The organism is Devosia sp. (genome assembly GCF_017307495.1).
GTDB lineage: Bacteria > Pseudomonadota > Alphaproteobacteria > Rhizobiales > Devosiaceae > Devosia_A.
In genome coordinates, this window is record NZ_JAFKHE010000015.1 from 37,472 (window position 1) to 60,972 (window position 23,501).

General features: G+C 67.7%; 17 protein-coding genes. 9 read left to right on the forward strand and 8 right to left on the reverse strand.

The window, feature by feature from the left end; translation table 11 throughout:
* Positions 1 to 162 precede the first annotated feature (162 nt).
* Positions 163 to 735 carry an elongation factor P gene (gene efp / locus J0I99_RS06580; RefSeq protein WP_291394292.1) on the reverse strand — a complete coding sequence of 191 codons (573 nt, stop codon included), beginning with the start codon at positions 733 to 735 and terminating at the stop codon, positions 163 to 165.
* Between the two features lie 192 nt (positions 736 to 927).
* On the opposite strand from efp, the gene epmA reads away from it, so the two are divergent.
* Positions 928 to 1,947: an EF-P lysine aminoacylase EpmA gene (epmA, locus tag J0I99_RS06585; protein WP_291396701.1), complete on the forward strand. Its 1,020-nt coding sequence runs from the start codon at positions 928 to 930 to the stop codon at positions 1,945 to 1,947.
* A complete protein-coding gene (locus tag J0I99_RS06590) occupies positions 1,944 to 2,996 on the forward strand; it encodes a lysine-2,3-aminomutase-like protein (RefSeq protein WP_291396703.1) in 1,053 nt (350 codons plus the stop codon). The genes epmA and J0I99_RS06590 overlap by 4 nt, the downstream gene beginning before the upstream one ends.
* Positions 2,997 to 3,202: 206 nt before the next feature.
* On the opposite strand, the gene J0I99_RS06595 is transcribed toward J0I99_RS06590, so the two are convergent.
* Positions 3,203 to 3,943: an SIS domain-containing protein gene (locus J0I99_RS06595; RefSeq protein ID WP_291396704.1), complete on the reverse strand. Its 741-nt coding sequence runs from the start codon at positions 3,941 to 3,943 to the stop codon at positions 3,203 to 3,205.
* A gap of 1 nt (position 3,944) precedes the next feature.
* Complete coding sequence (locus J0I99_RS06600) at positions 3,945 to 4,679, reverse strand: GntR family transcriptional regulator (protein WP_291396705.1); 735 nt, start codon at positions 4,677 to 4,679, stop codon at positions 3,945 to 3,947.
* 273 nt (positions 4,680 to 4,952) lie between these two features.
* Between J0I99_RS06600 and J0I99_RS06605 the strand changes: the two genes are divergently transcribed.
* The 5 genes from J0I99_RS06605 (at position 4,953) to J0I99_RS06625 (ending at position 10,061) form a co-directional block, all read left to right on the forward strand.
* Entirely contained in the window at positions 4,953 to 6,221 is a 1,269-nt protein-coding gene (locus J0I99_RS06605; protein WP_291396708.1) for an extracellular solute-binding protein, read from the forward strand.
* A gap of 76 nt (positions 6,222 to 6,297) precedes the next feature.
* Entirely contained in the window at positions 6,298 to 7,128 is an 831-nt protein-coding gene (locus tag J0I99_RS06610; RefSeq protein WP_291391047.1) for a carbohydrate ABC transporter permease, read from the forward strand.
* Positions 7,112 to 7,951 carry a carbohydrate ABC transporter permease gene (locus J0I99_RS06615; protein ID WP_291391045.1) on the forward strand — a complete coding sequence of 280 codons (840 nt, stop codon included), beginning with the start codon at positions 7,112 to 7,114 and terminating at the stop codon, positions 7,949 to 7,951. Before J0I99_RS06610 ends, J0I99_RS06615 begins: the two co-directional genes overlap by 17 nt.
* A gap of 6 nt (positions 7,952 to 7,957) precedes the next feature.
* A complete protein-coding gene (locus J0I99_RS06620) occupies positions 7,958 to 9,436 on the forward strand; it encodes a beta-N-acetylglucosaminidase domain-containing protein (RefSeq protein WP_291396710.1) in 1,479 nt (492 codons plus the stop codon).
* Positions 9,426 to 10,061, forward strand: coding sequence for an N-acetyltransferase (locus J0I99_RS06625; protein ID WP_291391043.1), 636 nt, complete (start codon positions 9,426 to 9,428; stop codon positions 10,059 to 10,061). The genes J0I99_RS06620 and J0I99_RS06625 overlap by 11 nt, the downstream gene beginning before the upstream one ends.
* A gap of 136 nt (positions 10,062 to 10,197) precedes the next feature.
* On the opposite strand, the gene J0I99_RS06630 is transcribed toward J0I99_RS06625, so the two are convergent.
* The 5 genes from J0I99_RS06630 to J0I99_RS06650 all read right to left on the reverse strand — a co-directional run bounded on the left by J0I99_RS06630 (position 10,198) and on the right by J0I99_RS06650 (position 15,170).
* The gene (locus J0I99_RS06630) at positions 10,198 to 10,974 is read right to left on the reverse strand and encodes an SDR family oxidoreductase (protein ID WP_291391042.1); all 777 of its coding nucleotides are present in this window, start codon (positions 10,972 to 10,974) and stop codon (positions 10,198 to 10,200) included.
* On the reverse strand, positions 10,971 to 11,966 hold the full coding sequence (locus J0I99_RS06635; RefSeq protein WP_291391041.1) for an ABC transporter permease: 996 nt from the start codon (positions 11,964 to 11,966) through the stop codon (positions 10,971 to 10,973). The genes J0I99_RS06630 and J0I99_RS06635 overlap by 4 nt, the downstream gene beginning before the upstream one ends.
* 209 nt (positions 11,967 to 12,175) lie before the next feature.
* A complete protein-coding gene (locus J0I99_RS06640; RefSeq protein WP_291396712.1) occupies positions 12,176 to 13,216 on the reverse strand; it encodes a sugar ABC transporter substrate-binding protein in 1,041 nt (346 codons plus the stop codon).
* Between the two features lie 38 nt (positions 13,217 to 13,254).
* Positions 13,255 to 14,025 carry an ATP-binding cassette domain-containing protein gene (locus tag J0I99_RS06645; RefSeq protein WP_291396714.1) on the reverse strand — a complete coding sequence of 257 codons (771 nt, stop codon included), beginning with the start codon at positions 14,023 to 14,025 and terminating at the stop codon, positions 13,255 to 13,257.
* Positions 14,022 to 15,170 carry an ROK family transcriptional regulator gene (locus tag J0I99_RS06650; RefSeq protein ID WP_291396717.1) on the reverse strand — a complete coding sequence of 383 codons (1,149 nt, stop codon included), beginning with the start codon at positions 15,168 to 15,170 and terminating at the stop codon, positions 14,022 to 14,024. Before J0I99_RS06650 ends, J0I99_RS06645 begins: the two co-directional genes overlap by 4 nt.
* A gap of 495 nt (positions 15,171 to 15,665) precedes the next feature.
* On the opposite strand from J0I99_RS06650, the gene J0I99_RS06655 reads away from it, so the two are divergent.
* Both J0I99_RS06655 and pbpC read left to right on the forward strand, forming a co-directional pair.
* Positions 15,666 to 21,119: an alpha-2-macroglobulin family protein gene (locus J0I99_RS06655; RefSeq protein ID WP_291396718.1), complete on the forward strand. Its 5,454-nt coding sequence runs from the start codon at positions 15,666 to 15,668 to the stop codon at positions 21,117 to 21,119.
* 209 nt (positions 21,120 to 21,328) lie between these two features.
* Positions 21,329 to 23,362 carry a penicillin-binding protein 1C gene (gene pbpC, locus J0I99_RS06660; protein ID WP_291396720.1) on the forward strand — a complete coding sequence of 678 codons (2,034 nt, stop codon included), beginning with the start codon at positions 21,329 to 21,331 and terminating at the stop codon, positions 23,360 to 23,362.
* Positions 23,363 to 23,501: the final 139 nt, after the last annotated feature.

A 23,501-nucleotide genomic window follows, 5' to 3' on the forward strand; every position in this document is an offset into this window, starting at 1 on the left:
GGTGAACGATCGCCGGCGTTCCGTACAAAAGCTGATGGGGCCGTGAGGCCCCATCTTGATCGGTCGGTTCTTGTCGCTCTGCCCTGCGGGCGTAGCTCTCCGGGCCTGATCCTTCCAAAATCAGTCCGCTGGACTGATTTTGCCTCATTCGGAGGCCGAGGATCAGTCCTTGGCGCGCTCGACGTAGCTGCCGTCTTCGGTCATCACGACAACGCGGGTGCCGACGCCGATATGGGGGGGCACCATGGTCTTGATGCCGTTGTTGAGCGTCGCCGGCTTGAACGAGGACGAGGCGGTCTGGCCCTTCACGACGGGCTCGGTCTCGACGATCTCGAGCGTGACGCGCTGCGGCAGCTCGATGGACAGGGAGGCGCCCTCGAAGGTCTTGATGAAGACCTCCATGCCATCGACCAGATAGGCCGCCTGGTCGCCCACGACATCGTTCGAGACCGTGATCTGCTCGAAAGTGGTCGGCTCCATGAAATGGTAGCCTTCGGCGTCGCTGTAGAGGAAGTTGTAGGCGCGCTCGTCGACGTCGGCCTTCTCGACCATTTCCACGGTGCGCCAGCTGGCGGCGACCTTGACGCCATCGGAGATGCGCCGCATGTCGACCTTGGTCACCGAGTTGCCCTTGCCGGGATGGATGTTTTCGGCGACCAGCACAACGTAGAGCTTGCCGTCGTCGTGCTCGACGACGTTGCCCTTGCGCAGCGACGAGGCGATGACCTTGACCATTATTTCTTCCTTGTTCACGCGTTGGCGGCGGCCTAGATGAGCGGCAGCAGGGCCGGCCGGGCGCACTGATCGTTGTGTGTGGGCCGCCCGATACCTCAATTCTGCGAAAACCGCCAGTCCCAGCGCGAAAGTCTGACGAAAGTGCCGCCCGACTCCCCAACGCCAGCCCGATCGCCGTGGTGGACGCCTTCGGTGCATGCCGACCGGCGGCCGGTGCTGCTGGCGCGCAATCGGATCGAGGCGGCGGTGCGGAGCTATTTCGGCGCGCGCGATTTCCTGTTCGTCGACCCGCCGGGATTGCAGCGGAGCCCAGGCAACGAAACCCATCTGCATGCCTTTGCCACTGAAATGATTGGCAATTCCGGCGCGGGCGAGACGATGTACCTGCACACGTCGCCGGAATTCTCGATGAAGAAGCTGCTGGCGGCGGGGGAGCAGCGCATCGTGTCGCTCGGGCATGTGTGGCGGAACCGGGAGCGGAGCGCGCTGCACCACCCGGAGTTCACCATGCTGGAGTGGTACCGCGCAGGCGAAGCCTATGACGCGGTGATCGCGGATTGCGTGGCCCTGTGCCGGATGGCGGCGGAAATTACTGGAGCCGGGCTGCTGCGCTATCGCGGGCGGGAGTGCGATCCGTTCGCGGAGCCCGAGCGAGTCGGAGTTATCGAGGCGTTTCAACGGTTTGCGGGGATCGACCTGTTCGCGACGATGGATGTCGAGGGGGAGACCGACGCGGACGTGCTGGCGGCTGAGATGCGGCGGGTGGGGCTGGAGGTGCCGGCGGAGCACACGTGGTCGTACCTGTTCAGCCGTGTGCTGGTAGAAAAAATCGAGCCGAATCTAGGACTTGGCCGGATTACCGTGCTGGACAGATATCCGGCGGCGGAGGCGGCATTGGCGCGGCGGACGGCAGATGACCGGCGAGTGGCGGAGCGGTTCGAGCTCTATGCCTGCGGCGTCGAACTGGCGAACGGCTTCGGCGAACTCATCGATGCGCCCGAACAGCGCCGCAGGTTTGCCGCCGAGATGAACGAAAAGCAACGGCTCTACGGGGAAACCTATCCGCTCGATGAAGAGCTGCTGGCGGCCTTGCCGCTGATGAGCGAGACGAGCGGGGTGGCGCTCGGGTTCGACCGGCTGGTGATGCTGGCGACGGGGGCGCCGCGGATCGAGGATGTGATCTGGGTGCCGGTGGCCGGAGGCGAAAGATGAAGCACGACAAAGCCTTGCGGACGGCTGCCGAGCTGGTTGAGGCAGGACTGCTGCCGGCCGGGCGGCTGGCTGCAGCCGAGGCGGTGGCCAGGAAGTACGCGATCGCGGTGACGTCGACGGTGGCTGGGCTGATCGACCGGGACGATCCGGACGATCCGATCGCGCGGCAGTTCGTGCCCGACCTTGCCGAACTCTCGGTTACGCCGGAGGAGCGGGCGGACCCGATCGGGGACCAGACGCACTCGCCCCTCGAGGGTATCGTCCACAGATATCCCGACAGAGTTCTGCTGAAAGCAGTGCATGTTTGCCCGGTCTATTGCCGGTTCTGCTTCCGGCGCGAGATGGTGGGGCCGGAGGGCCTCGGAACCCTCTCGCCGGAGGCGATGGACAGGGCGATCGGCTACATCGCGGACCATCCGGAAATCTGGGAAGTGATCCTCACCGGCGGCGATCCGCTGGTGCTGTCGGCGCGACGGCTCGAGGACATGATGCGGCGGCTCGCCGCCATCGCGCACGTGAAGGTGGTGCGGTTCCATACGCGCGTGCCGGTGGTCGAGCCCGAGCGGGTCGACGGTTCGCTGATCGCGGCGCTGAAGGCGAGCGGCAAGACGACCTATGTGGCGCTGCATGCCAACCACCCGCGCGAGCTGACGGAAGCGGCGCGGGCGGCGGCGGGACGGCTGGTGGATGCCGGCATCGTCATGCTCAGCCAGTCGGTACTGCTGCGCGGCGTCAACGACGACGTGGAGGTGCTGGCGGCGCTGTTCCGCGGCTTCGTCGAGGCGCGGGTGAAGCCGTATTACCTGCACCATCCGGACCTGGCGCCGGGCACGGCGCATTTCCGCGTGTCGATCGCCGAGGGGCAGGCGCTGGTGAAGGCGCTGCGGGGCAGGGTGTCGGGGCTGTGCCAGCCGACCTATGTGCTGGATATCCCGGGCGGGTACGGCAAGGCGCCGCTCGCGGCGGCGAACGTGCGGGACGAAGATGGCGCGTGCATGGTCACGGACTGGCGGGGCAGGGAGCACGTGTATCCGCCGGTGGGGGAGTAGGCCCGCCTGACCAAACTTGAGTGTCGTCCCTGCGAAAGTGGGGACCCCGGTTTGGACGGAGTTGTTCCGCCGATCGCGAAACGGAGATTCCCGCTTCCGCGGGAATGACCCGGAGCTTCAGGCCGCGAGAGCTGGGTCCCTGCTTGCGCAGGGATGACACCGGGTGGGCAGAAGCGGGAAATTGTAGGGTCGCCTGCCCGACGACCCTACAACCCCCTGATCCGCGCTTGCCACCGGCGGATCATCTCTTGTGCGGCCGCTTCCGCGCCCTGCATGTTGGCACTCTGGTAGACATCGACGTCGACGCCGATCCCGGCGAGCTTGTCGACGGCTTCGGCGAGGACGGCGTTGAGGATGAAGACGCCGGCGATGGTCGAGGTCGGCCCCATGCGGCGGTCGTGGCCAACGATCAGCGCGGCGTCGCCATACTCGCCGCCGTTGTCGAGCACGAGATCGGTGACCTGGTAGAGCAGCTTGCCCGAGCCGTGGCGCGAGGTGATCGCGGTGGCGTGGCGCATCGAGGTGATGGCGATGGTCAAGGCGCCGCGCGCCTTCGCGGCCAGCGCCATCTCGATGGGGTAGGCGTTGCGGCCGGAATTGGAGGCGATGAAGACCACATCGCCGGGGCCGACCGGGTAGTCGGCGAGGGCGCGCTCGGCGCGACCTTCCTCGCGCTCGAGCAGGGTGGAGCGCTCGGCGCCAAGGTGCAGCATCAGGTCGGGATCGAGGATGGCCTGGGCCGCGGCGATGCCGCCGGCACGGTAGAACACTTCCTCGGCCAGCAGGTGCGAGTGGCCGGAGCCGGCGACATAGACGAGGTGGTCGGAGGCGAGGGCGGCGGCGACGGCATCGCGGGCCGCGTCGAGCGCCTCCGGCTGCGTGTCGAGCACGCGGTCGAGGATCTCGACCAACTTGTCGCGATAGCGCCGACGCACGGGTGCGGTCATCTCAGCCCCTGATCTCGCCGACATACTTGTAGCGATCGCCGCGGTACCAGCTGACGGCATCCTCGACGACGGTGCCGCTCTCGCCGTAGCCGAGCTGGGTGATCTCGAGCACGGCGGCGCCGGGGCGAATTCCCAGATAGTGCGCCAGCGCCTCGTCGGCCTCGGTCGCCTGCAGGCTTTGCAGCACGCGCCGGGGACGGGCGTTGCGGGCATCCATGCGCTCGTAGAGCGAGCCCGACCCGTCGTAGTCGGCGCCCACGGCCTCAACCGGCACCATGGCGCGCTCGTAGGCGATGGGCTCGCCGCCGGCGAGGCGCAGGCGCACGAGGGTGAAGACCGGCGTGCCGAGCGGCAGGCCGGTGCGGAAGGCGGCATCGGCGCCCACCGGGGCGACGTGACACTCAAGCACCCGCGAGGTGGCGACGAGACCGCGCAGCTGCATGTCCTCGGTGAAGCCGGACAGGCGCGACAGGGCCTTGGGAATGCGGCCGACGACAATGGTGCCGGCGCCCGGGCGGGTCGCGACGAGGCCCTGCAGGGCGAGTTCCTTGAGGCCCTGCCTGAGCGTCGAGCGCGAGACATTGAGATGTTCGGCCATCTCGCGTTCCGACGGCAGGGCCTCGCCCGCCGCGATCACTCCGGACTCGAGCACGCCGGTCAGCGCATTGCGCAGCCGATCGCCCAGGGGGCCGTGCTGGCGCCCCATCCGTTCCAGCACTGCAGCGTAGAAATCCAATGCCCTCTCCGATCGCTGTTCGCGATCCTGTCTGGCCACTGGTATGATTTTGGTTCAGGCATTGCAAGCCATTTCGCCCTGCGATACGGGGATGGACAATGGCGGTTAAACCAATAACATACCAGTGAGTTCGATCGCACCGATGGGTGTTCATTCAGCTTTCGGTGCCGAAAACAGAGCTTCCCGCTTTTGCGGGAATGACTCCGCGCGGAATGGCGCGGCGCTGTGGGGTGTGGTCCGGGGAACACGACCCGAGAAACAGGGGTGGGATTGATGATGACCAAGAGATTTGCCTTCGCGACGCTTGGGGCGTTGCTGATGCTGACCACCAGTGCCATCGCGCAGGTCGAGGTGCGGTTCACGCACTCGATCACCGGCGGCTCGAGCCGCGAGGCACTCGATGCGATCATCGCCGCGTTCGAGGCGGCCAACCCGGACATCAAGATCAAGCAGATCGTGTTCGATGACGACCAGTATTCGAACCAGGGCCTTATCACGCAGCTCAAGAGCAACGAGGTGCCGGACATCTTCTTCGAGTGGGCGGGGTATCCGGTGCAGCGCGACGTTGCTGCGGGATATGCCTACGACCTCAGCGAGGCGATGCAGGCGGACGGCTGGAAGGCCAGCTTCTCGCCGGCCGTGTGGACGGACGGCGCCGGCACCATGGTGGACGGCAAGCCGTACCTCGTGCCGCTGTCGCTCGATCTGACCAACACCATCTGGTACAACAAGAAAATCTTCGCCGAGCACAACCTGACGCCGCCCAAGAGCTGGGACGAGTTCGTGGCGCTGACCAAGACCCTGGCCGACGCCGGCGAGACCCCGATCGTCGAAGGCAACAACGAGTTCTGGCCGCTGGGCAACTGGGCCGGCCACATCGCCGCGATGGTGGTGCCGCCCGAGGCCTATGTGGCGGCGTTCAGGCAGGAAGCGCCGTTCGATACACCCGAGTTCGAGAAGGCGCTGGGCCTGCTGGTGCAACTGCACGACGTCGGCGCATTCAACAAGGACATGCAGGCGCTCGGCGCCGATCCGGCGATGGCGACGTTCTTCCAGGAGGGGGCGGTGATGCACCCGATCGGCTCGTGGCTGGTGTCGGAGACATCGAACCTGGCCGAGGACGGCTTCGAGTACGGGCAGTTCAACACGCCGGTGATCGATCCGGGCCATCCGCTGGCCAACAGCGTGATCGGGACCATCACGGGGCTCGTGGTGCACAAGAATGCCCAGCACCCGGCCGAGGCGATCAAGTTCCTCAAGTTCCTGACCTCGGAAGCGAGCCAGATCCAGTGGGCCGAGAGCGGCCAGATGAGCCCGGTGCTCGGTGTCAGCGACAAGGCCAAGCTCGACGAGCAGACACAGGCGATGCTGGCCCTGATGAGCGGCGCGCCGGCGATCGTGCCGCCGCCGGACAACAAGTACCCGGTGCCGGTGGCCGAGGCATTCTACCAGGCCGCGGCCTATGCCGCCGACGGCGAGAAGAGCGCCAAGGATGCCCTCGTCTGGCTCGACCAGACGCTGGCGGCGATGGGCAAGCAATAGGCCGGCCCGTCCTTTGGAAGATCGCTCGGCCCCCATCAGCTCCGGCGCCGCGAACGCGTTGTTCGCGGCACCGGCCATGCTGCTGTTCGCCACCTTCGTGCTGCTGCCGCTGGGAGCCTCGCTCTACTACGCCTTCACGTTCTGGGACGGGTTCAGCGCGCCGAGATGGGCGGGGCTGGCCAACTTCGCGCGGGCGGTGACCGACCCGACCTACCTCAACTCCTATGTGCACGTGGTGCTCTACATCCTCGCCACGCTGGTGTTCGAGGTGAGCTTCGGCCTGGGGATGGCGGTGCTGCTGAACTCGGACCGGCGCGGCTTCTCGCTGATGCGGGGGATGTTCTTTTCGCCGGTGGTGCTGTCGATGTCGGCGGCCGGCGTGCTGTGGACGTTCGTGCTCGACTATCGCACCGGGCTGCTCAACTCGGTGTTGAAGTCGCTCGGCCTCTCGGACTGGGCGCAGCCGTGGCTGGCGCAGCCGGAGACGGCGCTGCTCTTCATCTGCATCGTGTCGGGCTGGAAATATGCCGGCTTCTACATGGTGATCTTCTTTGCGGCGCTGCGGCGCATTCCGCGCAACCTCTACGAGGCGGCGCGGCTCGACGGCGCCAACGCGCTGCAGCAGTTCACCGCGATCACGCTGCCGATGCTGAAGCAGAACGTGATCGTGTGCATCCTGCTGGCGGTCACCGGCGGGTTCGCCGGGTTCGACCTGTTCTTCACCATGACCAACGGCCAGCCGTTCGGGGCGACGGAAGTGCCGGCGACCTGGATCATCAAGCAGGCCTTCGACCAAAACCAGATCGGCTATGGCGTGGCGCTGACGGTGGTGCTGACGCTGGTCGTGTCGCTGATCTCGATCGTCTATCTCAAAATCTCGGAGCGCGGCCATGTCACGCGCTATTGAGAGGCCGCGCAGCGCCGCCGAATGGCTGCAGTTCGGGTTCGCCGGCGCCATCGTGCTGGTGATGTTCTATCCGGCGATCTGGATGGTCTATTCCGCGTTCAAGTCGAACCGCGAGATCTTCCGCACGCCGTTCGCGCTGCCGGCCGAATGGCGCTGGGGGAACCTGGTCGAAGCCTGGCAGGTGGGTGGGCTCGGCACGCTGTATTTCAACTCGGTGTTCGTGACGGTGATCGCGGTCAGCATGTGCGTGCTGTTTGCGACGGCGGCGGCCTTCGCGTTCACGCGGCTCGAGTTTCCCGGCCGGAGGCTGATGTACCGGGTGCTGCTGATCGGGCTGCTGCTGCCGCCGCCATCGGTCGCCATCGCGCTGTTCACGCAGCTGCGCGACATGCACCTGCTCAACACGCCCTGGGCGCTGATCCTGCCCGGCGCGGCCTGGCAGCTGGCCTTCACGGTGTTCCTGATGCGGGCCTATTTCATCTCGATCCGGCCCGACATGGAGGAGGCGGCCCGGCTCGACGGCGCCAATACCTGGGAAATCTTCTGGCACGTTTCGGTGCCGATGGTCTGGCCGGCCATGCTGACGCTGGTGGTGCTCAACACGATCAGCGTGTGGAACGAACTGCTGTTCGCGCTGCTGTTCATCACCGACGACGCCCAGCGCACGCTGCCGGTCGGGCTGGTGCGGTTCTCGGGCTACCACAGCACCGACTACGCGCTGGTCTTCGCGGCGCTGACGATCACCACGGTGCCGATCCTCATCCTCTACTTCCTGCTGCAGCGGCACGTGATTGCCGGTCTGACGGCGACTGCAATGGACTAATTGCCAATGGGTACAGTGCATCAATTGCCGCTGATGTCGGCCTCGCCTCCCGGGCTCTCGGGCTGGTCGCTCGACATCCTGCTCGACCAGCCGGACCGGGGGCGGGGCGGCACGACGCCGGTGCTGCCGTTCCTCACCGGCGTGATCGAGGGTTTTTACGGCCGGGCGTGGACGCATGCGCAGCGCGTCGAGATGCTCGACTGGATCGCGGCGGCGGGGATGAACAGCTTCGTCTACGGGCCCAAGGACGACATCAAGATCCGCGCGCGCTGGCGCGAACCCTACAACGCGGCGGAAGCCGCACAACTCCGGGAGCTGGTCGAGGAGGCCCGGGCGCGCAAGGTCAACTTCATGGTGGCGATCGCGCCGTGCCTCGATGTCGTCTATTCGGACGCAAGCGACTTCGCGGCGCTGCAGCGCCGTCTCGACCAGCTCCTGGACCTCGGCGTCCGGCACTTCGCGCTGCTGTTCGACGATGTTCCGCCAACTATGATGCGGGCCGACGAGAGGGCGTTTCCCTCGTTCGCGGCGGCCCAGTGCCATTTTGCCAACGCGGCGCTCGACCACCTGAAGAGCCGGGCGCAGGACGTGGCCATGCTGTTCTGCCCGACCGAATACTGCGCGGCGTTCGCGGGCCGGGACGTGCCGGCATCTGCCTATCTCAGGACGCTCGGGGCGGAGCTCGATCCCGAGATCGGGGTGTTCTGGACCGGGCCGGACATCGTCTCCGAGGCCATCGATGCCGAAGGGCTGAGGGAGCTTGCGGCGGTGATCGGGCGGAAGCCGGTGATCTGGGAGAATTTCCACGCCAACGACTACGACATCAGGCGCGTGCATGCCGGGCCGCTGGGCGGGCGGAGTGCGGAAATCCTCGATCTGGTCGACGGGTTCATCACCAACCCCAACAACGAGTTCGAGGCCAACTACGTGCCGGTGCGGACGACGGGGCTGTTCGCGAACGGCGAGGGCGACGAGGGAGCGGCCTTTGCGACAGCGCTCGAGGCGTGGCAGCCGCGCTTCCGGCTGGCGTTCGCCGAGGCCGGCGAGACGCTGACGCGCGAGGAGATTCGGCTGCTCGGCGAGCTGTTCTACCAGCCGTTCCGCTGCGGACCGGAGGTGGAGGAGGTGTTGCAGACGGCGCGGCGGCTGCTTGGCGAGCAGCGCCCGGATGTGCGCGATCACCGCTGGCAGGCCGGTCATGACGCGCTGGTGGAGTTCCGCGACCGCATCCGCGACCTGTTCAGCCGGATGACGGAGCTCGAGAACCGCGACCTGTTCTACGCCTTCCACCCCTACCTGTGGGAGGCGCGCGAGGAGATCACGCACCTCGTGACCTATCTCGACTGGCTGGCGGGCGATCCGCCGGCGGGAACGGAGTTCCCCCATCGGGACCGAATCTATAACTTCTACCGCCAGGGATTCACCGTCGCGGTGCAGGAGCTGCTGCCGCGCGATGCAAGCGGACGGTACCGGCATGGTCGTTGAGTTGGGTGGCGGCTACCGCCTGCGGCAGGCGGAAGCTTCCGACCATGCGGCGATGGAGATGGTGTGCCTCAGGACGGGCGACTCCGGCGCCGATGCGACGGCGCGCGAGGACGATCCGCGGCTGCTCGGGCTGATCTATGCCGTGCCCTACCAGGTGTTCGCCCCAGAGTTTGCGTTCGTGATCGAGGGGCCGAACGGGGTGTGCGGCTATGTCCTCGCGGTCACCGACAGCGCGGCCTACTATGCCTGGGCGCAGCGCGAGTGGTTTCCCGGGATCGCGGCGACGGTGGCCGACCCTGGGCCGGACAAGGCGACGTGGACCCGGGGCAGCGACTGGGCGCGCTACGAGATCCACCACCCGGACTTCACCTACCCCGAGGCGCTGCATCCCTATCCGGCGCACGGGCATATCGACCTGCTGCCGGAAGCGCAGGGCAGGGGGTTCGGGCGCAGGGCGCTGGAGCACGTGATGGCGGCGCTCGCGCGCGCGGGGGCCCCGGGCATGCACCTGGGCGTCAGCACGAGCAACCACGCCGCGCTGGCGTTCTACGAGAGACTGGGGTTTGCGCGGCTGACCGGGCCGGGAGCGCCGACGCACGCGGTGTACATGGTGAAGGCGCTGTAGCCCGGGCGTAATCCAAGGAGTCATTCCCGCGAACGCGGGAACCACTGTTCTTGCGCTTGTGGCCAAACAGAGATCCCCGCTTTCGCGGGGATGACCCGGTTGCTGGTGCAAGCTGAACGCTTCCCCCGAAGGAGGATCAGGGCCGATCCGGCATGATGCGGAAGTCGGCGCCTTCGGGGAGGAGCTGGCCGCCGTCGACGACGATCGTCGTGCCGGTGATGTAGGCGGCTTCGTCCGAGGCGAGGAACAGGAAGGCGTTGGCGACGTCGCGCGGGCTGCCGAGGCGGCCGAGCGGGATGGCGTCTTCCATGCCCTTGATGAACTCTGGCGAGCGGTGCAGCTGGATCGCCTCGGTCAGGATGTTGCCGGGCTCGACGCCGTTGACGGTGATGCCGTAGCCGGCGAACTCGAGCGCGGCGGCGCGGATCAGGCCGTTGATGCCGGCCTTGCTGGCCGAGTAGTGGCCGTGACCGGGGCTGGTGACGTGCGGGCCGGTGATCGAGGAGGTGAAGAGGATGCGGCCATAGCCCTGCTGCTTCATCGGCACGAGGGCGGCGCGGGCGGCGATGAAGCTGCCGCGCAGGTTGACGCCCAGGACCCGGTCCCAGTCCTCGACGGACGTCTGTTCGAGCAGTTGCCAGGGATAGATGCCGGCGTTCTGGACGACGATGTCGAGCCGGCCGAAGCGTTCGACGGCAAGGGCGACGGCGGCCTCGGCGGCGGCGAGTTTCGAGATATCGAGATCGACGAACAGTGCGCCGATCTCGCGGGCGCTGGCCTCGCCGGCCTCGCGCTCGGTGTCGGCGATGATGACGCGGGCCCCTTCCTCGGCGAAGCGGACGGCGGTGGCCTTGCCGATGCCGCGCGCCGCGCCGATGACGAGGGCAACTTTTCCTTCGAGACGACCGGTCATGCGAGTTTCTGCCGTAGCTGGAGTTTGAACGCGTCGAGCAGCACCGCGGCGAGCACCAGCAGGCCGTGGATGAGCTGGGTGAAGGTGGCCGGCAGGCCCATCAGGTTGATGGCGGTGTTGATCGAGGACAACAGCAGGACGCCGGCATAGACGCCGGGCAGGGCGCCGACGCCACCCTTCAGGCTGACGCCGCCGATCACCACGGCGGCGAAGGCGTTGAACAGCAGGCCGATGCCGAGATTGGCGGTGGCGCCGGAGGTGCGGATAGCCAGCAGCCAGCCGGCCAGGCCGGCGATCGAACCGGCGAGCACGAACGCCGAGATGAGGATGCGATCGACCTTGATGCCGGCGCGGAAGGCGGCGTTCTCGTTGCCGCCGATGATGATCAGGTGGCGGCCGAAGCGGGTGCGGGCCATGACGAATGAGAAGGCGACGAAGCACAGAATGGCGAGCCAGGCGGTCAGCGGCAGGCCGAGCAGGCGGGTGATGCCGAACCAGCGGATGGCGGGCGCCAGGTCTTGCGCCGAGCTGCCGCCGGAAATGGCAAGCACGATGCCGCGCACCCAGATATAGCTGGCAAGGGTGACGATGAAGGCATTCATCTTCAGCTTGACGATGAGGACGCCGTTGATGGCGCCGACCGCGCCGCCGACGAGGATGGCAAGGACCAGCGACACCGGCGTGGCGAGCCAGTCGGGTTGCAGCTCGACGCCGCGTCCGATGCCGGCCGAGCAGAAGATGATGCCGACGGTCATGGCGCTGAGCGCGGCGACGGACTCGACGCTGAGGTCCATATGGCCGGCGATGATCACCAGCGCCAGGCCGATCGACATGACGCCGAGCACCGAGGAGGCCTCGACGATGTTGGCGAAGATGCCGGGCTGGAAGTAGTTCGGCACGAGCAGGGAAAATGCAGCCAGCACGAACAGCAGCATGAACCAGGCAAGGTTGTCGAGGATGAACTCGAGGGTACGTCGGGTTTGGGGATTCATGAGTTGCTCGGGTTGGCGGGTGTAGTCCTGTGTCACGGCTGCGGAACGAGCGTGGGGGCTTACCCCCACCCTAGTTCCGCTAGGTCGCTTCGCTCCCAGCTCCACTACCCTCCCCACAAGGGGGAGGGAGGGGCTGGGGTGCTGGGCTGCCTCTCACCCTGACCCTCTCCCCTGAGGGAGAGGGGACGTTGTGGGAGGCCGGCCTTGCCTTACTCGACTGCCTTGACCTGGTCGGTCGGGGGCTTGAGGTTGCCCCAGAACTTGGCGTCGTCGACGTTGGACTTGTCGATGGCGGCGCCGGGCAGCTTGATGTTGGGGCCCCAGGCTTCGTTGGTGACGGTGCCGGTGAGGCCGATGATGTCGTACTCACCCGGCTTGATCTCGGCATGCGCCACGATCTTGTCCATGAAGGCGGCGACGGCGGCAGCCTGGGCGTAGAGCGGCTGCTCGACTTCGACGTTGAGCCAACCCTTGCGGATCAGGTCGAGGCCGACCGGGGCACCGTTCGAGCTCATCAGCATGACGTCGCCCGGCTTCTTGCCGGCGGCTTCGAGCGAAGCGACGACGGCGACCGAGAGGTGGGCGGCGTGGCTGAAGATGAGGTCGATGTCGGGGTTGGCGACGAGCTGGTCGTTGGCAATGGTGCCAGCGGCGTCGGCAGCCCAGCCCATGGCCGGCACGGAGATGATCTTGACGTCCGGGAAGGCCGCCATCTTCTCCTCGAAACCCTTCTGGATATCGAGGGTGTAGGGATCGCCGGGGTCGCCGAGGATCTGCAGCACCTTGCCCTTCACCGAACCATACTTGGAGGTGAGCAGCTTCTGCGCCTGCTCGGCCGCGATATGGCCGATCTCGATGGTGCCGGCGACCGAGGTGAAGGACGAGGGCGTCGAGGTGATCTGACGGTCGAACTCGACCACCGGAATCCCCGCAGCCATGGCCGCCTCGATCGAGGGCTTCAGCGCATTGAAATCAACCGCGGCGAGGATGATCGCAGCGGGCTTCAGCGCGATGACGTCGTTCATCTGGGTCTGCTGGACGTCGGTCTTGTTGTCGGCGTTCAGCGTCTGCATCTCGTAACCGACCTGCTTGAGGAAGGTCTCGAGCGCCGAGACCGAGCCGGTCTGGAACTCGTCGAGCAGAGTCGGCACGAGGTAGTAGACCTTGCCCTTGGTCTGGGCGATGGCCGGCGTCAGCATGGCGAGCGCCAATGCCAGAACGCCGAAGACGGACAGAAGTATTCGCTTCATTTCGTTCGCTCCTAGCTGCCGGATTTCCCTGTTTCCCCTCAGCCTGCCGCTCCGGCAGCGGCAAGGGTTTCCCCGGTGATCATCCTGATCACCGCATCGGGGCTCGTATCTTTGGTTGCAACATCGCCGGCGACGACGCCCTGGCGAATCACCACCATGCGGTCGGCGACCTGGAAGGCCTGCTGCATGATGTGGGTGATGATGACGACGCCGATGCCCTGGCTGGCCACGGCGCGGATCATGTCGAGGCCGCGTCGCGTCTGCTCGACACCGAGCGCGGCGAAGGGCTCGTCGAGCAGCACCAGCTTGCCGCCCCAGTGCACGAAGCGGTTGAGCTCGATGGCCTGGCGCTGGCCGCCGGAGAGATGCTCGACCTTGGTGCGCAGCGACGGAATGCGGGTGCCGGCATTGGCGAGGGCCTTGGCGACCACGTCCTCCATCGCCTTCTCGTCGAGCACGGGAATGCCGAGGATGCGGCGCGTCAGCTCGCGGCCCATGAAGAAGTTGGCGACGACGTCGACATTGGTGGCGAGCGAGAGGTCCTGGTACACCGTCTCGATGCCGGCGGCCTTGGCTTCGGACGGCGATTTCGCCAGCCACTCGCGGCCCTCGAACAGCATGCGGCCGGAGGTCGGCTCGAGGCCGCCGGAGATGATCTTAACCAGCGTCGACTTGCCGGCGCCGTTGTCGCCGAGCAGCGCCACGACCTCGCCCTTGCCGATGGCGAAGCTGATGCCCTTCAGCGCTTCGATTGCGCCGTAGTTCTTCCTGATGTCGTCGAGAACGAGCAGCGGCTCGAAGGCGGTCATGCGGCGATGCCCTTCATCTGGTCGCGGCCGGGCGTGAACAGCTGGCCGAAGCGGGGGGAAAGAACGCCGGCGACCGCGAGGGCGGCAGCGCCGAGCAGCACGGTGTCCGGCCCGCCCGTGGCGACGACGAGGCGCGGGGCCTTGCGATCGCGGCGGGCGGAGACGGAATTGGGCAGCGCGACAGCGGCGGCGGTGAGTTCGGCGGCGAGGCGGGGCGGCACGAGGCCGCCCAGGATGATGGTCTCGGGGTCGAACAGGTTCTCGATGGTGGTGAGCGCGGCATGCAGCTGCGGCCGGATGCCAGCGACCCAGCGGGCCGCGTCGAGGTCCTGGCGGGCGAAGGCGTCCAGCGAGACATAGCGCTCGAGGCAGCCACGATTGCCACACGGGCAGGGCTCGCCGTCGGGAACGACCGGGATGTGGCCGATCTCGCCGGCATTGCCCCAGGCGCCGCGCTGGGCGACGCCCTCATGCACCATGATGCCGCCGAGGCCGGCGCCGAGGAAGAGATAGTAGAAGTCGGAGAAGTCGGCGCCCCGCCCGTAAAGGCTTTCACCGTGAGCGGCGGCGGCCATGTCGGTCTCGATGAAGGCGGGCAGGCCGCTGACTTCGGCAAGGCGCTCGCGCAGCAGGACGTTGCCCCAGCCGGCCATGGTGGTGGGACCGACAAAGCTCATCGAGTCGACGTCGAACGGGCCGGGCAGGGCGAGACCGGCGCCGAGCATGCGGGCACCCGGGCGCAGGGCCCTCAATTCGGCCACCATGGCGCGGATGAGGGTGAAGCCCTCGTCCGGCGTGGCCTGGGCGGCGTCGCGGCGCGTGCTGCCGATGACCGCGCCGGCAAGATCGACGAGCGCGGCATCGATGCCGAGCGGTGAGACGTGGATGCCGATGGCGTAGCCGCCCTCGGGATTGATGCGCAGGGTCGTCGGGGGCAGGCCGCGGCCGCGCGGCTCCTCCTTCTCGGAGAGGATGTAGCCCTGCTCGGCGAGTTCGCGGATGATGGTGGAAACGGTCTGGACGGTGAGGCCAACCTCATCGGCAATGCGGCCGCGCGTGGTCGGGCCGTTGGCGCGAATGGCCTCGAGCACGATGCGCCGGTTGTACGGCCGTCCGAATTCCTGGTTGGTCCCCCTCAGGCCCAAGTGCACTCCCTCCAGCGCAGCCGGCGTTGGGGGAGCGTCTGCAGCCGATCTTTCCCTTCCATCACTGTCATCCCAGAAAGCCGGGGCCCAACTGTCCGCCGGCGCGGGCCAAGCCATGGTCCCAGCTCTCGCCGGGATGACATCGAGTGGGAGGCGAGATCGGCAGCCATCACTCCCGGCAGCAGCCGGTTCGAAGGGAGACTGCGACGGCCGGGGTATTAAGTCAAATGGAATTCAAAAATGCTGCCGCGGGTGCAGGCGCCGGGCCTACAACGGGTCCTGCGAGCCTGGAACGCCGGCCCTGCCGGAATCTGCCGTGCGGGGGCGGCGCCGGCGCGCCTGTCGGACCCAAGGACTTGCGGACTGCCGCCGTCCAAGTGTCTGAGGCCCGTCATTCATTTGTCGTTCAGGGCCAATCATCTTAGGGTAGCAGCAAAGGCGTCGATCATGAGGGTGAGGGATATGAAGCGGCTTGTTCGGACCGCCTGTTGGCTCGTGGCGAGCGTTTTCCTCTCTCTCAGCCCGGTGATGGCGCAGGAGCGCAGCATCACGCTGCTGCCGGACACGGACCTGCCCGGCTTCGACTATGCGGTGCAGAAGGGCGTGACGCTCGACCAGTGCCAGGCGGCGTGCACGGACGACAGGCTGTGCCAGGCATTCACCTTCAACGCGAAATCGAAGTGGTGCTTCCTCAAGGGCGAGGCGGGCACGGCGAAATCGTTCAAGGGCGCGACCTCGGGGCAGGTCGAGTACAACCCGTCGGTCGACGAGATCATCACCGAGCGGGTGAATGCGCTGCCGTTCCCGGCGCGCGACCTGTTCGATTCCGCCGTCTATTTCGCCAACAGCCTGCCGCAGACCGATCCGCCGCCGCCGGGCGTGACCTACTACGACCTGGTGACCTCGGGCGACGAGGCGGCGGCGCAGAACAATCCGTCGGCGGCCATGGTCTCGTACCGGCAGGCGCTGGCGATCGTGAAGAACGATCCGGCGGTGTGGCTGAAGCTCGCCGACGAGACCGACAAGCGCGCCGATATCGAGGCGGCGGCCGGCAATGGCACCTATGACCTCGCGGTCAACGGCTCATATGCGGCGCTCAACGCCTACATGTTGTCGGAGACGCCGCAGGAGAAGGCGGCGGCCCTGGCCGGGCTCGGCAAGGCGCTCGAGCGGCGCGAGATGTGGCGCGAGGCCATCGCGACCTATCGCATGAGCGTGGGGCTGGTGGACGATGCGACGCTGCAGGCGCGGCTCGACAAGGTGGTCGCCGAGCACGGCTTCCGCGTGACCTCGAACCAGGTGGATGCCGAGGCGGCCGAGCCGCGCATCTGCGCCGTGTTCTCCGATCCGCTGCCGACCGGCGACACGGACCTCTCGAGCTATGTCGTCGTCGACAATGCCCGGAACGTGGCGGTGGAAAGCGACCAGAGCCAGATCTGCCTCACCGGCGTCGAGCATGGCCGGCGCTATCACATCAAGCTGCGCGCCGGCCTGCCGTCGGCGAGCGGCGAGCAGTTGCGCTCGGATGTCGAGCTCGACCTCTACGTGCCGGACCGCGCGCCGTTCGTCGGCTTTGCCAACAACGCCTACGTGATGCCGGCCGGGCTCGGCGGCGGGCTGCCGATCACCTCGGTCAACGCCAAGTCGGCGGATGCGGTGATCTACCGGATCGGCGACCGCAATATCGCGACGGCGGTGCGCAATGGCATCTTCCAGCGCACGCTCGACGGCTATTCGGCCGAGGACGTGGCCAATTCCTATGGCGAGAAGATCTGGGAAGGCACGGTCGACCTGGCGCAGGGGGCGCCCAATGTGCTCGGCGTGACCGCCATTCCGGTGCGCGACGCGATCAAGGACCTGCAGCCGGGCGCCTATGTGGTGACGGCCAGGGTGACGGGCAGCCAGGACGAATACTGGAAGGAGATGGCGACGCAGTGGTTCATCGTCACCGACCTGGGGCTGACCACGGTTTCCGGCGACGATGGCGAGCACGCGTTCGTGCGCTCGCTGACCAGCGCGCAGCCGGTGGCGGGCGCCAAGGTGCGGCTCGTCGCGGTGAACAACGAGATCCTCGGCGAGACGACGACCGATGCGGACGGCAAGGCCGACTTCGCGCCGGGTCTCGCGCGCGGCGAAGGCGGCCGGGCGCCGCAGCTGATCGTCGCCGAGACGGGGAACGAGGAAGACTATGCGTTCCTCGACGTGTCGAAGTCGGCGTTCGACCTGACCGACCGTGGTGTCGAGGGCCGGCCGTCGCCGGGGCCGCTCGATATCTATGCCACCACCGAGCGCGGCGTGTACCGGCCGGGCGAGACGGTATTCATCACGGCCCTGTTGCGCGACGTGCACGCCAAGGCCGTGACCGACCTGCCGCTGACGCTGGAAGTGCAGCGTCCGGATGGCGTGGTCGACGAGACGATGCTGATCAAGGATGGCGGGGCGGGCGGCTATTTCCAGCCGATCGAACTGGCGCCCGAGGCGATGCGCGGCTCGTGGTCGGTGCGGATCTATGCCGATCCGAAGGCCGAGGCGCTGACCACCGTCGGCTTCCTGGTCGAGGATTTCGAGCCGGAGCGGCTCGCCTTCGAGATCAGCGCGGCCGACCAGCCGATCGTCCCCGACGAAGTGACCGAGGTCACGGTCGCGGCGAAGTATCTCTATGGCGCGACGGCGCCCGACCTCGGGGTCGAAGCCGACGTGGTGCTGCGGCCGGTGGGGTCGCTGCCGGGCTTCCCTGGCTATTCGTTCGGGCGGCTGGACGATCCGTTCCAGGTGTCGCGCGAGCCGCTCGGCACGGTCGGGACGACGGATGCGGAGGGCAACGCGACGGCCGAAGTGACGGTCAGCCTGCCGCAGGAGACGACCAAGCCGCTCGAGGCGCAGCTGATCATGCGGCTGGTGGACAGCAATGGCCGCGCCGTCGAGCGCAGCCTGACCCGTCCGGTGCAGGCGACGGTCGACCGGATCGGCGTCAAGCCGACCTTCGCCTCCGCCGACGGGCTGCAGCAAGGCAGCGAGGCCGGCTTCGACATCATCGCCGTCGGGCCGGACGGCAAGACCGTCGACAAGGCCGGGATCGAATGGCGCCTGTCGCGGGTCGAGACCAACTACCAGTGGTACCGCGACAACGGCGCCTGGAAGTGGGAAGGCGTGACGACGACGCGCGAGGTCGCCAACGGCACCGTCGACGCGACGGCCGTGGCGCCGGTCGAGGTCTCGGCGGCGGTCGACTGGGGCCAGTACCGGCTCGAGGTGTCGAGCACGGGCGAGGGCGCCACATCGACGACCTATGAGTTCTATGCCGGCTACTATTATCCGGAAGCGGGTTCGGACACGCCGGACACGCTCAAGGTGGCGCTGGACAAGAAGGCCTATCACTCGGGCGAGACGGCGGTGCTGAAGCTCGATCCGCAGTTCGCCGGCACGGCGCTGGTGATGGTGGTCGACGACCGCATCATCGACATGAAGGCGGTCGAGGTGCCGGAAGGCGGTACCTCGGTCGAGCTGCCGGTGACCGACGACTGGGGCCCCGGCGCCTATGTGACGGCGATGCTGTATCGTCCGGCGAGCGCGGAAGCCAAGCGCATGCCGGCGCGCGCGCTCGGCCTTGCCTATGCCGACGTCGACCCGGGTGACCTCGAGTTCGACGTGTCGATCGACGCGCCGAAGGAGGCGCTGCCGCGGCAGCCGCTCAAGAGCACGGTGAAGCTTGCCAATGCCAGGCCGGGCGACAGGGCCTATGTGGCCGTGGCGGCGGTGGACCTGGGCATCCTCAACCTCACCAAGTTCCAGGTGCCGGATCCGGATGGCTGGTTCTTCGGCCAGCGCCAGCTCGGCATGGAGTTCCGCGATCTCTACGGCCAGCTGATCGACCCGACCCAGGGCACGCCGGGCGCACTGCGCTCGGGCGGTGACGGGGGCGCATCGCGCCTCGGCACGCCGCCGGCGACTTCGGTGCTCGTGGCGATGCATTCCGGCATCGTCGAAGTGGCGCCGGACGGAACGGCCGAGGTGAGCTTCGACATGCCCGACTTCAACGGCACGGTGCGGCTGATGGCGATGGCCTGGTCGGCCGGTGCCATCGGGCACGCCTCGGCGGACGTGGTCGTGCATGACCCGGTGGTGGTGAACCTGAGCCCGCCGCGGTTCCTGAGGCTCAACGACACGTCGCGGCTCCTGGTCGAGGTCAACAATATCTCGGGCGAGGCCGGCACCTACAAGGTCGCGCTCGAAACCGAGGACGGGCTCGCGACCGACGCGGCCGAAACCAGCGTCGAGCTCAATGTCGGCGACCGGACCGGGCTCGATCTCAAGCTGACGGGCACCGGCATCGGCGACCACAAGCTCAAGGTCACCGTCACCGCCCCCAACGGCGATGTACAGGTGAAGGAGCTGACGCTGGGCGTGCGCGCGGCGAGTGCGCCGGTGACGACCAGCAAGCTGCTTCCGCTCGGGATCGGCGAGACGGTGACGCTGGACAAGAGCCTGTTCGACGGCATGGTGCCGCATACCGGCGAGGCGACGCTGGCGATCGGTGCGATCGCGCGGCTCGACGTGCCCGGGCTGCTGCTGTCGCTCGATCGTTATCCCTATGGCTGCGCCGAGCAGATCTCGAGCCGGGCCCTGCCGCTGCTCTACCTCAACGAGGTGGCGGCAATGGTCGGGATCGGCACGGATGCCGAGATCGACCAGCGGATCAAGGATGCGATCAAGAACCTGTTGAGCAAGCAGACGTCGTCCGGTGGGTTCGGCCTCTGGGATCCCTACTCGACGACCGACCTGTGGCTCGACAGCTACGTGACCGAGTTCCTGCTGCGCGCCAAGGCGGCCGGATACGAGGTGCCGGAGCTGGCGATGACGCGGGCGCTCGACAACCTGGGCAACCAGGTGTCGTACGCCACCGACTTCACGCTGGGCGGCGAGGACGTGGCGTTCGCGCTCTACGATCTCGCCCGTGCCGGCCGGGCCGCCATCGGCGACCTGCGCTACTATCTCGAGGCACGGCTGTCCAACTTCGGCTCGCCGCTGGCCAAGGCCCAGCTCGGGGCGGCGCTCGCCCTCTATGGCGACAAGACCCGGGCGGCCACGGCCTTCCAGGCGGCGGTCGAGGACCTGAAGGCGCGCGAGGAGAAGAACAAGTACCGCATCGACTATGGCAGCCAGCTCCGCGACACGGCGGGCGTGCTGGCCCTGGCGGCCGAGTTCAAGCCTGCCGGCGTCGATATCGCGGCGCTGACGAGCAGGCTCGGGACGCTCCGCGACCAGGCCCGCTGGACCTCGACGCAGGAAGACGCCTGGACGCTGGTCGCCGCCTCGGCCCTGGGCCAGTCGGCCGCCGACGGCACGGTGTCGATCGACGGCGAGAAGCTGACGGGTTCGCCGTACCGGCGCTACGACCAGGAGCATTTCGACGGGCTCAGCGTCGAGGTGACCAACAACGGCAACCAGCCGACCGAGATGAAGGTGACGAGCACCGCCATCCCGGCCGAGCCCCCGGGACCAAGCGAGAACGGCTTCACCCTGCAGCGCGACTACTACACCGTCACGGGCGAAGTGGCCGACTTCAGCAACGTGAAGCAGAACGACCGCTTCGTCGTGGTGCTGACGGCGCAGCCGACGCAGCTCGGCTCGGGCCAGTACGTGATCGCCGATCCGCTGCCGGCCGGGTTCGAGATCGAGAATCCCGACCTGCTGCAGGGCTCGGGCGTCGCCGACCTCAGCTGGCTGACGCTGGACACGCCGAGCCACGTGGAGTCGCGGACCGACCAGTTCGTCGCCGCCTTCCGCTTCACCTCGGACACGTCGAGCGTGACGACCGCCTACATGGTCCGTGCCGTCTCCCCGGGCTCGTTCGTGATGCCGGGGGCGACGGTGGAAGACATGTATCGGCCGGAGCTGCGCGCCAATACCGACGCAGGCTCGATCGAGGTCGGCGCGACCGGGCCATGAGCGGGGGTGGTCGCAAGGCTGGTGCGGGGGGAGACTTCCCCTCACCCCAACCCTCTCCCCGGAGGGGAGAGGGGGCGCTAGACCGCGGACAGATCCACAACGTCCCCTCTCCCCGCCGGGGAGAGGGTCAGGGTGAGGGGCGCCAAGCACGCAGGCTTATCCCAGGACTTTTCACTGCCGCGGCAGTGCTGGTCGCCTGGGGCGGGATGATGGCCTCGCTCTATGGGCTCGCGGTCCTGCGCGATATTCGCGCGACGGTGCCGCCGGCGCCGGCGGTGGCGACGCTGCCGGTGTCGACGGCGGTGGTCGACAAGGCGGGGCTGCTGCTCAGGCCGTTCACCACCGATGGCGGGCGCTGGCGGCTGCCGGTGACGATTGCCGAGGTCGACCGGCGCTTCATCGACATGCTGCTGGCCTATGAGGACAAGGATTTCGCCAGCCACCACGGCATCGAGTGGAGCTCGATGCTGCGCGCGGCGGCGCAGTATGCGGCGGCGGGGCATATCGTTTCGGGCGGCTCGACGCTGACCATGCAGGTGGCGCGGCTGCTCGAGCGCAAGCCGACGCGCAACCTTGCCGGCAAGATCCTGCAGATGGTGCATGCCGACGCGCTGGAGCGGGAACTGAGCAAGGACGAGATCCTGACGCTCTACCTGACGCTCGCACCCTATGGCGGCAATATCGAAGGCATCCGGGCGGCGAGCCTCGCCTATTTCGGCAAGGAGCCGAGCCGGCTGACGACGGCGGAAAGCGCACTGCTGGTGGCGCTGCCGCAATCGCCCGAGGCGCGGCGGCCCGATCGCGACCCGGCGGCGGCGCTGGCGGCGCGGGATCGCGTGCTGGACCGGATGGTTGCCGAGGGGGTGATCGACGCCGAGGAGGCCGCGACATCGAAGCGCGAGCCGATCCCCAGGGCGCGACGCGATTTCCCGATGCTGGCAGCGCACCTCGCCGAGGCGGCGGTGAAGGCGCGCCCCAATGCGCGGCAGATCGAACTGACCATCGACCGACGGCTGCAGGCGGCGCTCGAAAAGCTCGGCGCCGACCGCGCGGCGCAGATGGGTAACCGGCTGTCGGTGGCGATCGTGGTGGCCGACCAGGCGACGGGCAACGTGCTGGCCTCGGTCGGGTCGGCCGGGCTCTTCAATGCCGAGAGCAACGGCTATGTCGACATGACCGAGGCGGTGCGCTCGCCCGGCTCGACGCTGAAGCCGCTGATCTACGGGCTGGCGTTCGAACTCGGGCTCGCGCATCCCGAGAGCCTGATCGAGGACCGGCCGACCGCGTTCAACGGCTATGTGCCGGTCAATTTCGACGGCTTCAACCGCGGCACGGTGACGATAAGGCAGGCGCTGACGGAGTCGCTGAACATTCCGGCCATCGTGGTGCTCGATGCGGTCGGGCCGGCCCGGCTGGTGGCGCGGATGAAGCGGGCGCATGCCAATCCGCGGCTTCCGGTGGATACGGCGCCAAGCCTGGCGGTGGGGCTGGGCGGCGTCGGCGTGACGCTGCGCGATCTCGTCTCGATCTACGCGGCAATCGGGCGGGGCGGCTCGCCGGTCGTGCTGCAGGACGGGGTGAAGCAGCCGCCCAGGGATGACGCGACCCCGGCGCCGGTGCTCGGTCCGGTGGCGGCCTGGTACGTGGCCAATATCCTCGCCGACGTGCCGCCGCCGCTCAACGGGTCGCCGGGGCGGATCGCGTACAAGACGGGCACGTCGTATGGCTATCGCGACGCCTGGGCGATCGGCTTCGATGGCAAGACGGTGGTGGGGGTGTGGGTGGGGCGTCCGGACAATTCGGCGGTCCCCGGGATCACCGGCATCGGTTCGGCGGCACCGATCCTGTTCGAGAGTTTCGACCGACTGGCCAAGACCACCGTGCCGTTGCGCGATGCGCCGCCGGGGGTGGTGTTCGCTTCGAACGCCGAGCTGCCGGCGCCGCTCAAGCGGTTCCGGCATCCGGACGAGCAGAAGGTGAAGCGCGACGCGGCGCCCGAGATCGCCTATCCGCAGGATGGTGTGGACGTCGACCTGGGTATTGCGTCGGGGGACAGTGCGCCGCTGATCGTCAAGGTCCGCAACGGGGTGCCGCCGTTCACCTTCTTTGCCAATGGCGCGCCGATCGGGCGGAGCGCGTTTGCGCGGCAGGAGAGCTGGCTGCCGGACGGCCCGGGCTTCGTGACGCTGTCGGTGGTCGATGCCGAGGGGCGGTCGGACAGCGTCAAGGTGTTTTTGGACTAGTCGACTCGCGCAACGGTTGAATTGCGTGTGGTCTGCCCCTCACCCTGACCCTCTCCCCGGAGGGGAGAGGGGATGCTGCGGCACTGTCCGTTTTCTCGTCGCCCCCTGCCGGGATGAGGGGCAGGTACGGCGGTTGCGC

Bases quoted from the DNA above. Each gene is read 5' to 3' on its own strand.
- J0I99_RS06615 (WP_291391045.1), top strand. From the start codon at position 7,112: ATGTCACGCGCTATTGAGAGGCCGCGCAGCGCCGCCGAATGGCTGCAG.
- pbpC (WP_291396720.1), top strand. From the start codon at position 21,329: ATGGCCTCGCTCTATGGGCTCGCGGTCCTGCGCGATATTCGCGCGACG.
- efp (WP_291394292.1), bottom strand. From the start codon at position 735: ATGGTCAAGGTCATCGCCTCGTCGCTGCGCAAGGGCAACGTCGTCGAG.
- J0I99_RS06625 (WP_291391043.1), top strand. From the start codon at position 9,426: ATGGTCGTTGAGTTGGGTGGCGGCTACCGCCTGCGGCAGGCGGAAGCT.
- J0I99_RS06630 (WP_291391042.1), bottom strand. From the start codon at position 10,974: ATGACCGGTCGTCTCGAAGGAAAAGTTGCCCTCGTCATCGGCGCGGCG.
- J0I99_RS06645 (WP_291396714.1), bottom strand. From the start codon at position 14,025: ATGACCGCCTTCGAGCCGCTGCTCGTTCTCGACGACATCAGGAAGAAC.
- J0I99_RS06610 (WP_291391047.1), top strand. From the start codon at position 6,298: ATGCTGCTGTTCGCCACCTTCGTGCTGCTGCCGCTGGGAGCCTCGCTC.
- J0I99_RS06635 (WP_291391041.1), bottom strand. From the start codon at position 11,966: ATGAATCCCCAAACCCGACGTACCCTCGAGTTCATCCTCGACAACCTT.
- J0I99_RS06590 (WP_291396703.1), top strand. From the start codon at position 1,944: ATGAAGCACGACAAAGCCTTGCGGACGGCTGCCGAGCTGGTTGAGGCA.
- J0I99_RS06640 (WP_291396712.1), bottom strand. From the start codon at position 13,216: ATGAAGCGAATACTTCTGTCCGTCTTCGGCGTTCTGGCATTGGCGCTC.
- J0I99_RS06620 (WP_291396710.1), top strand. From the start codon at position 7,958: ATGGGTACAGTGCATCAATTGCCGCTGATGTCGGCCTCGCCTCCCGGG.
- J0I99_RS06605 (WP_291396708.1), top strand. From the start codon at position 4,953: ATGATGACCAAGAGATTTGCCTTCGCGACGCTTGGGGCGTTGCTGATG.
- J0I99_RS06595 (WP_291396704.1), bottom strand. From the start codon at position 3,943: ATGACCGCACCCGTGCGTCGGCGCTATCGCGACAAGTTGGTCGAGATC.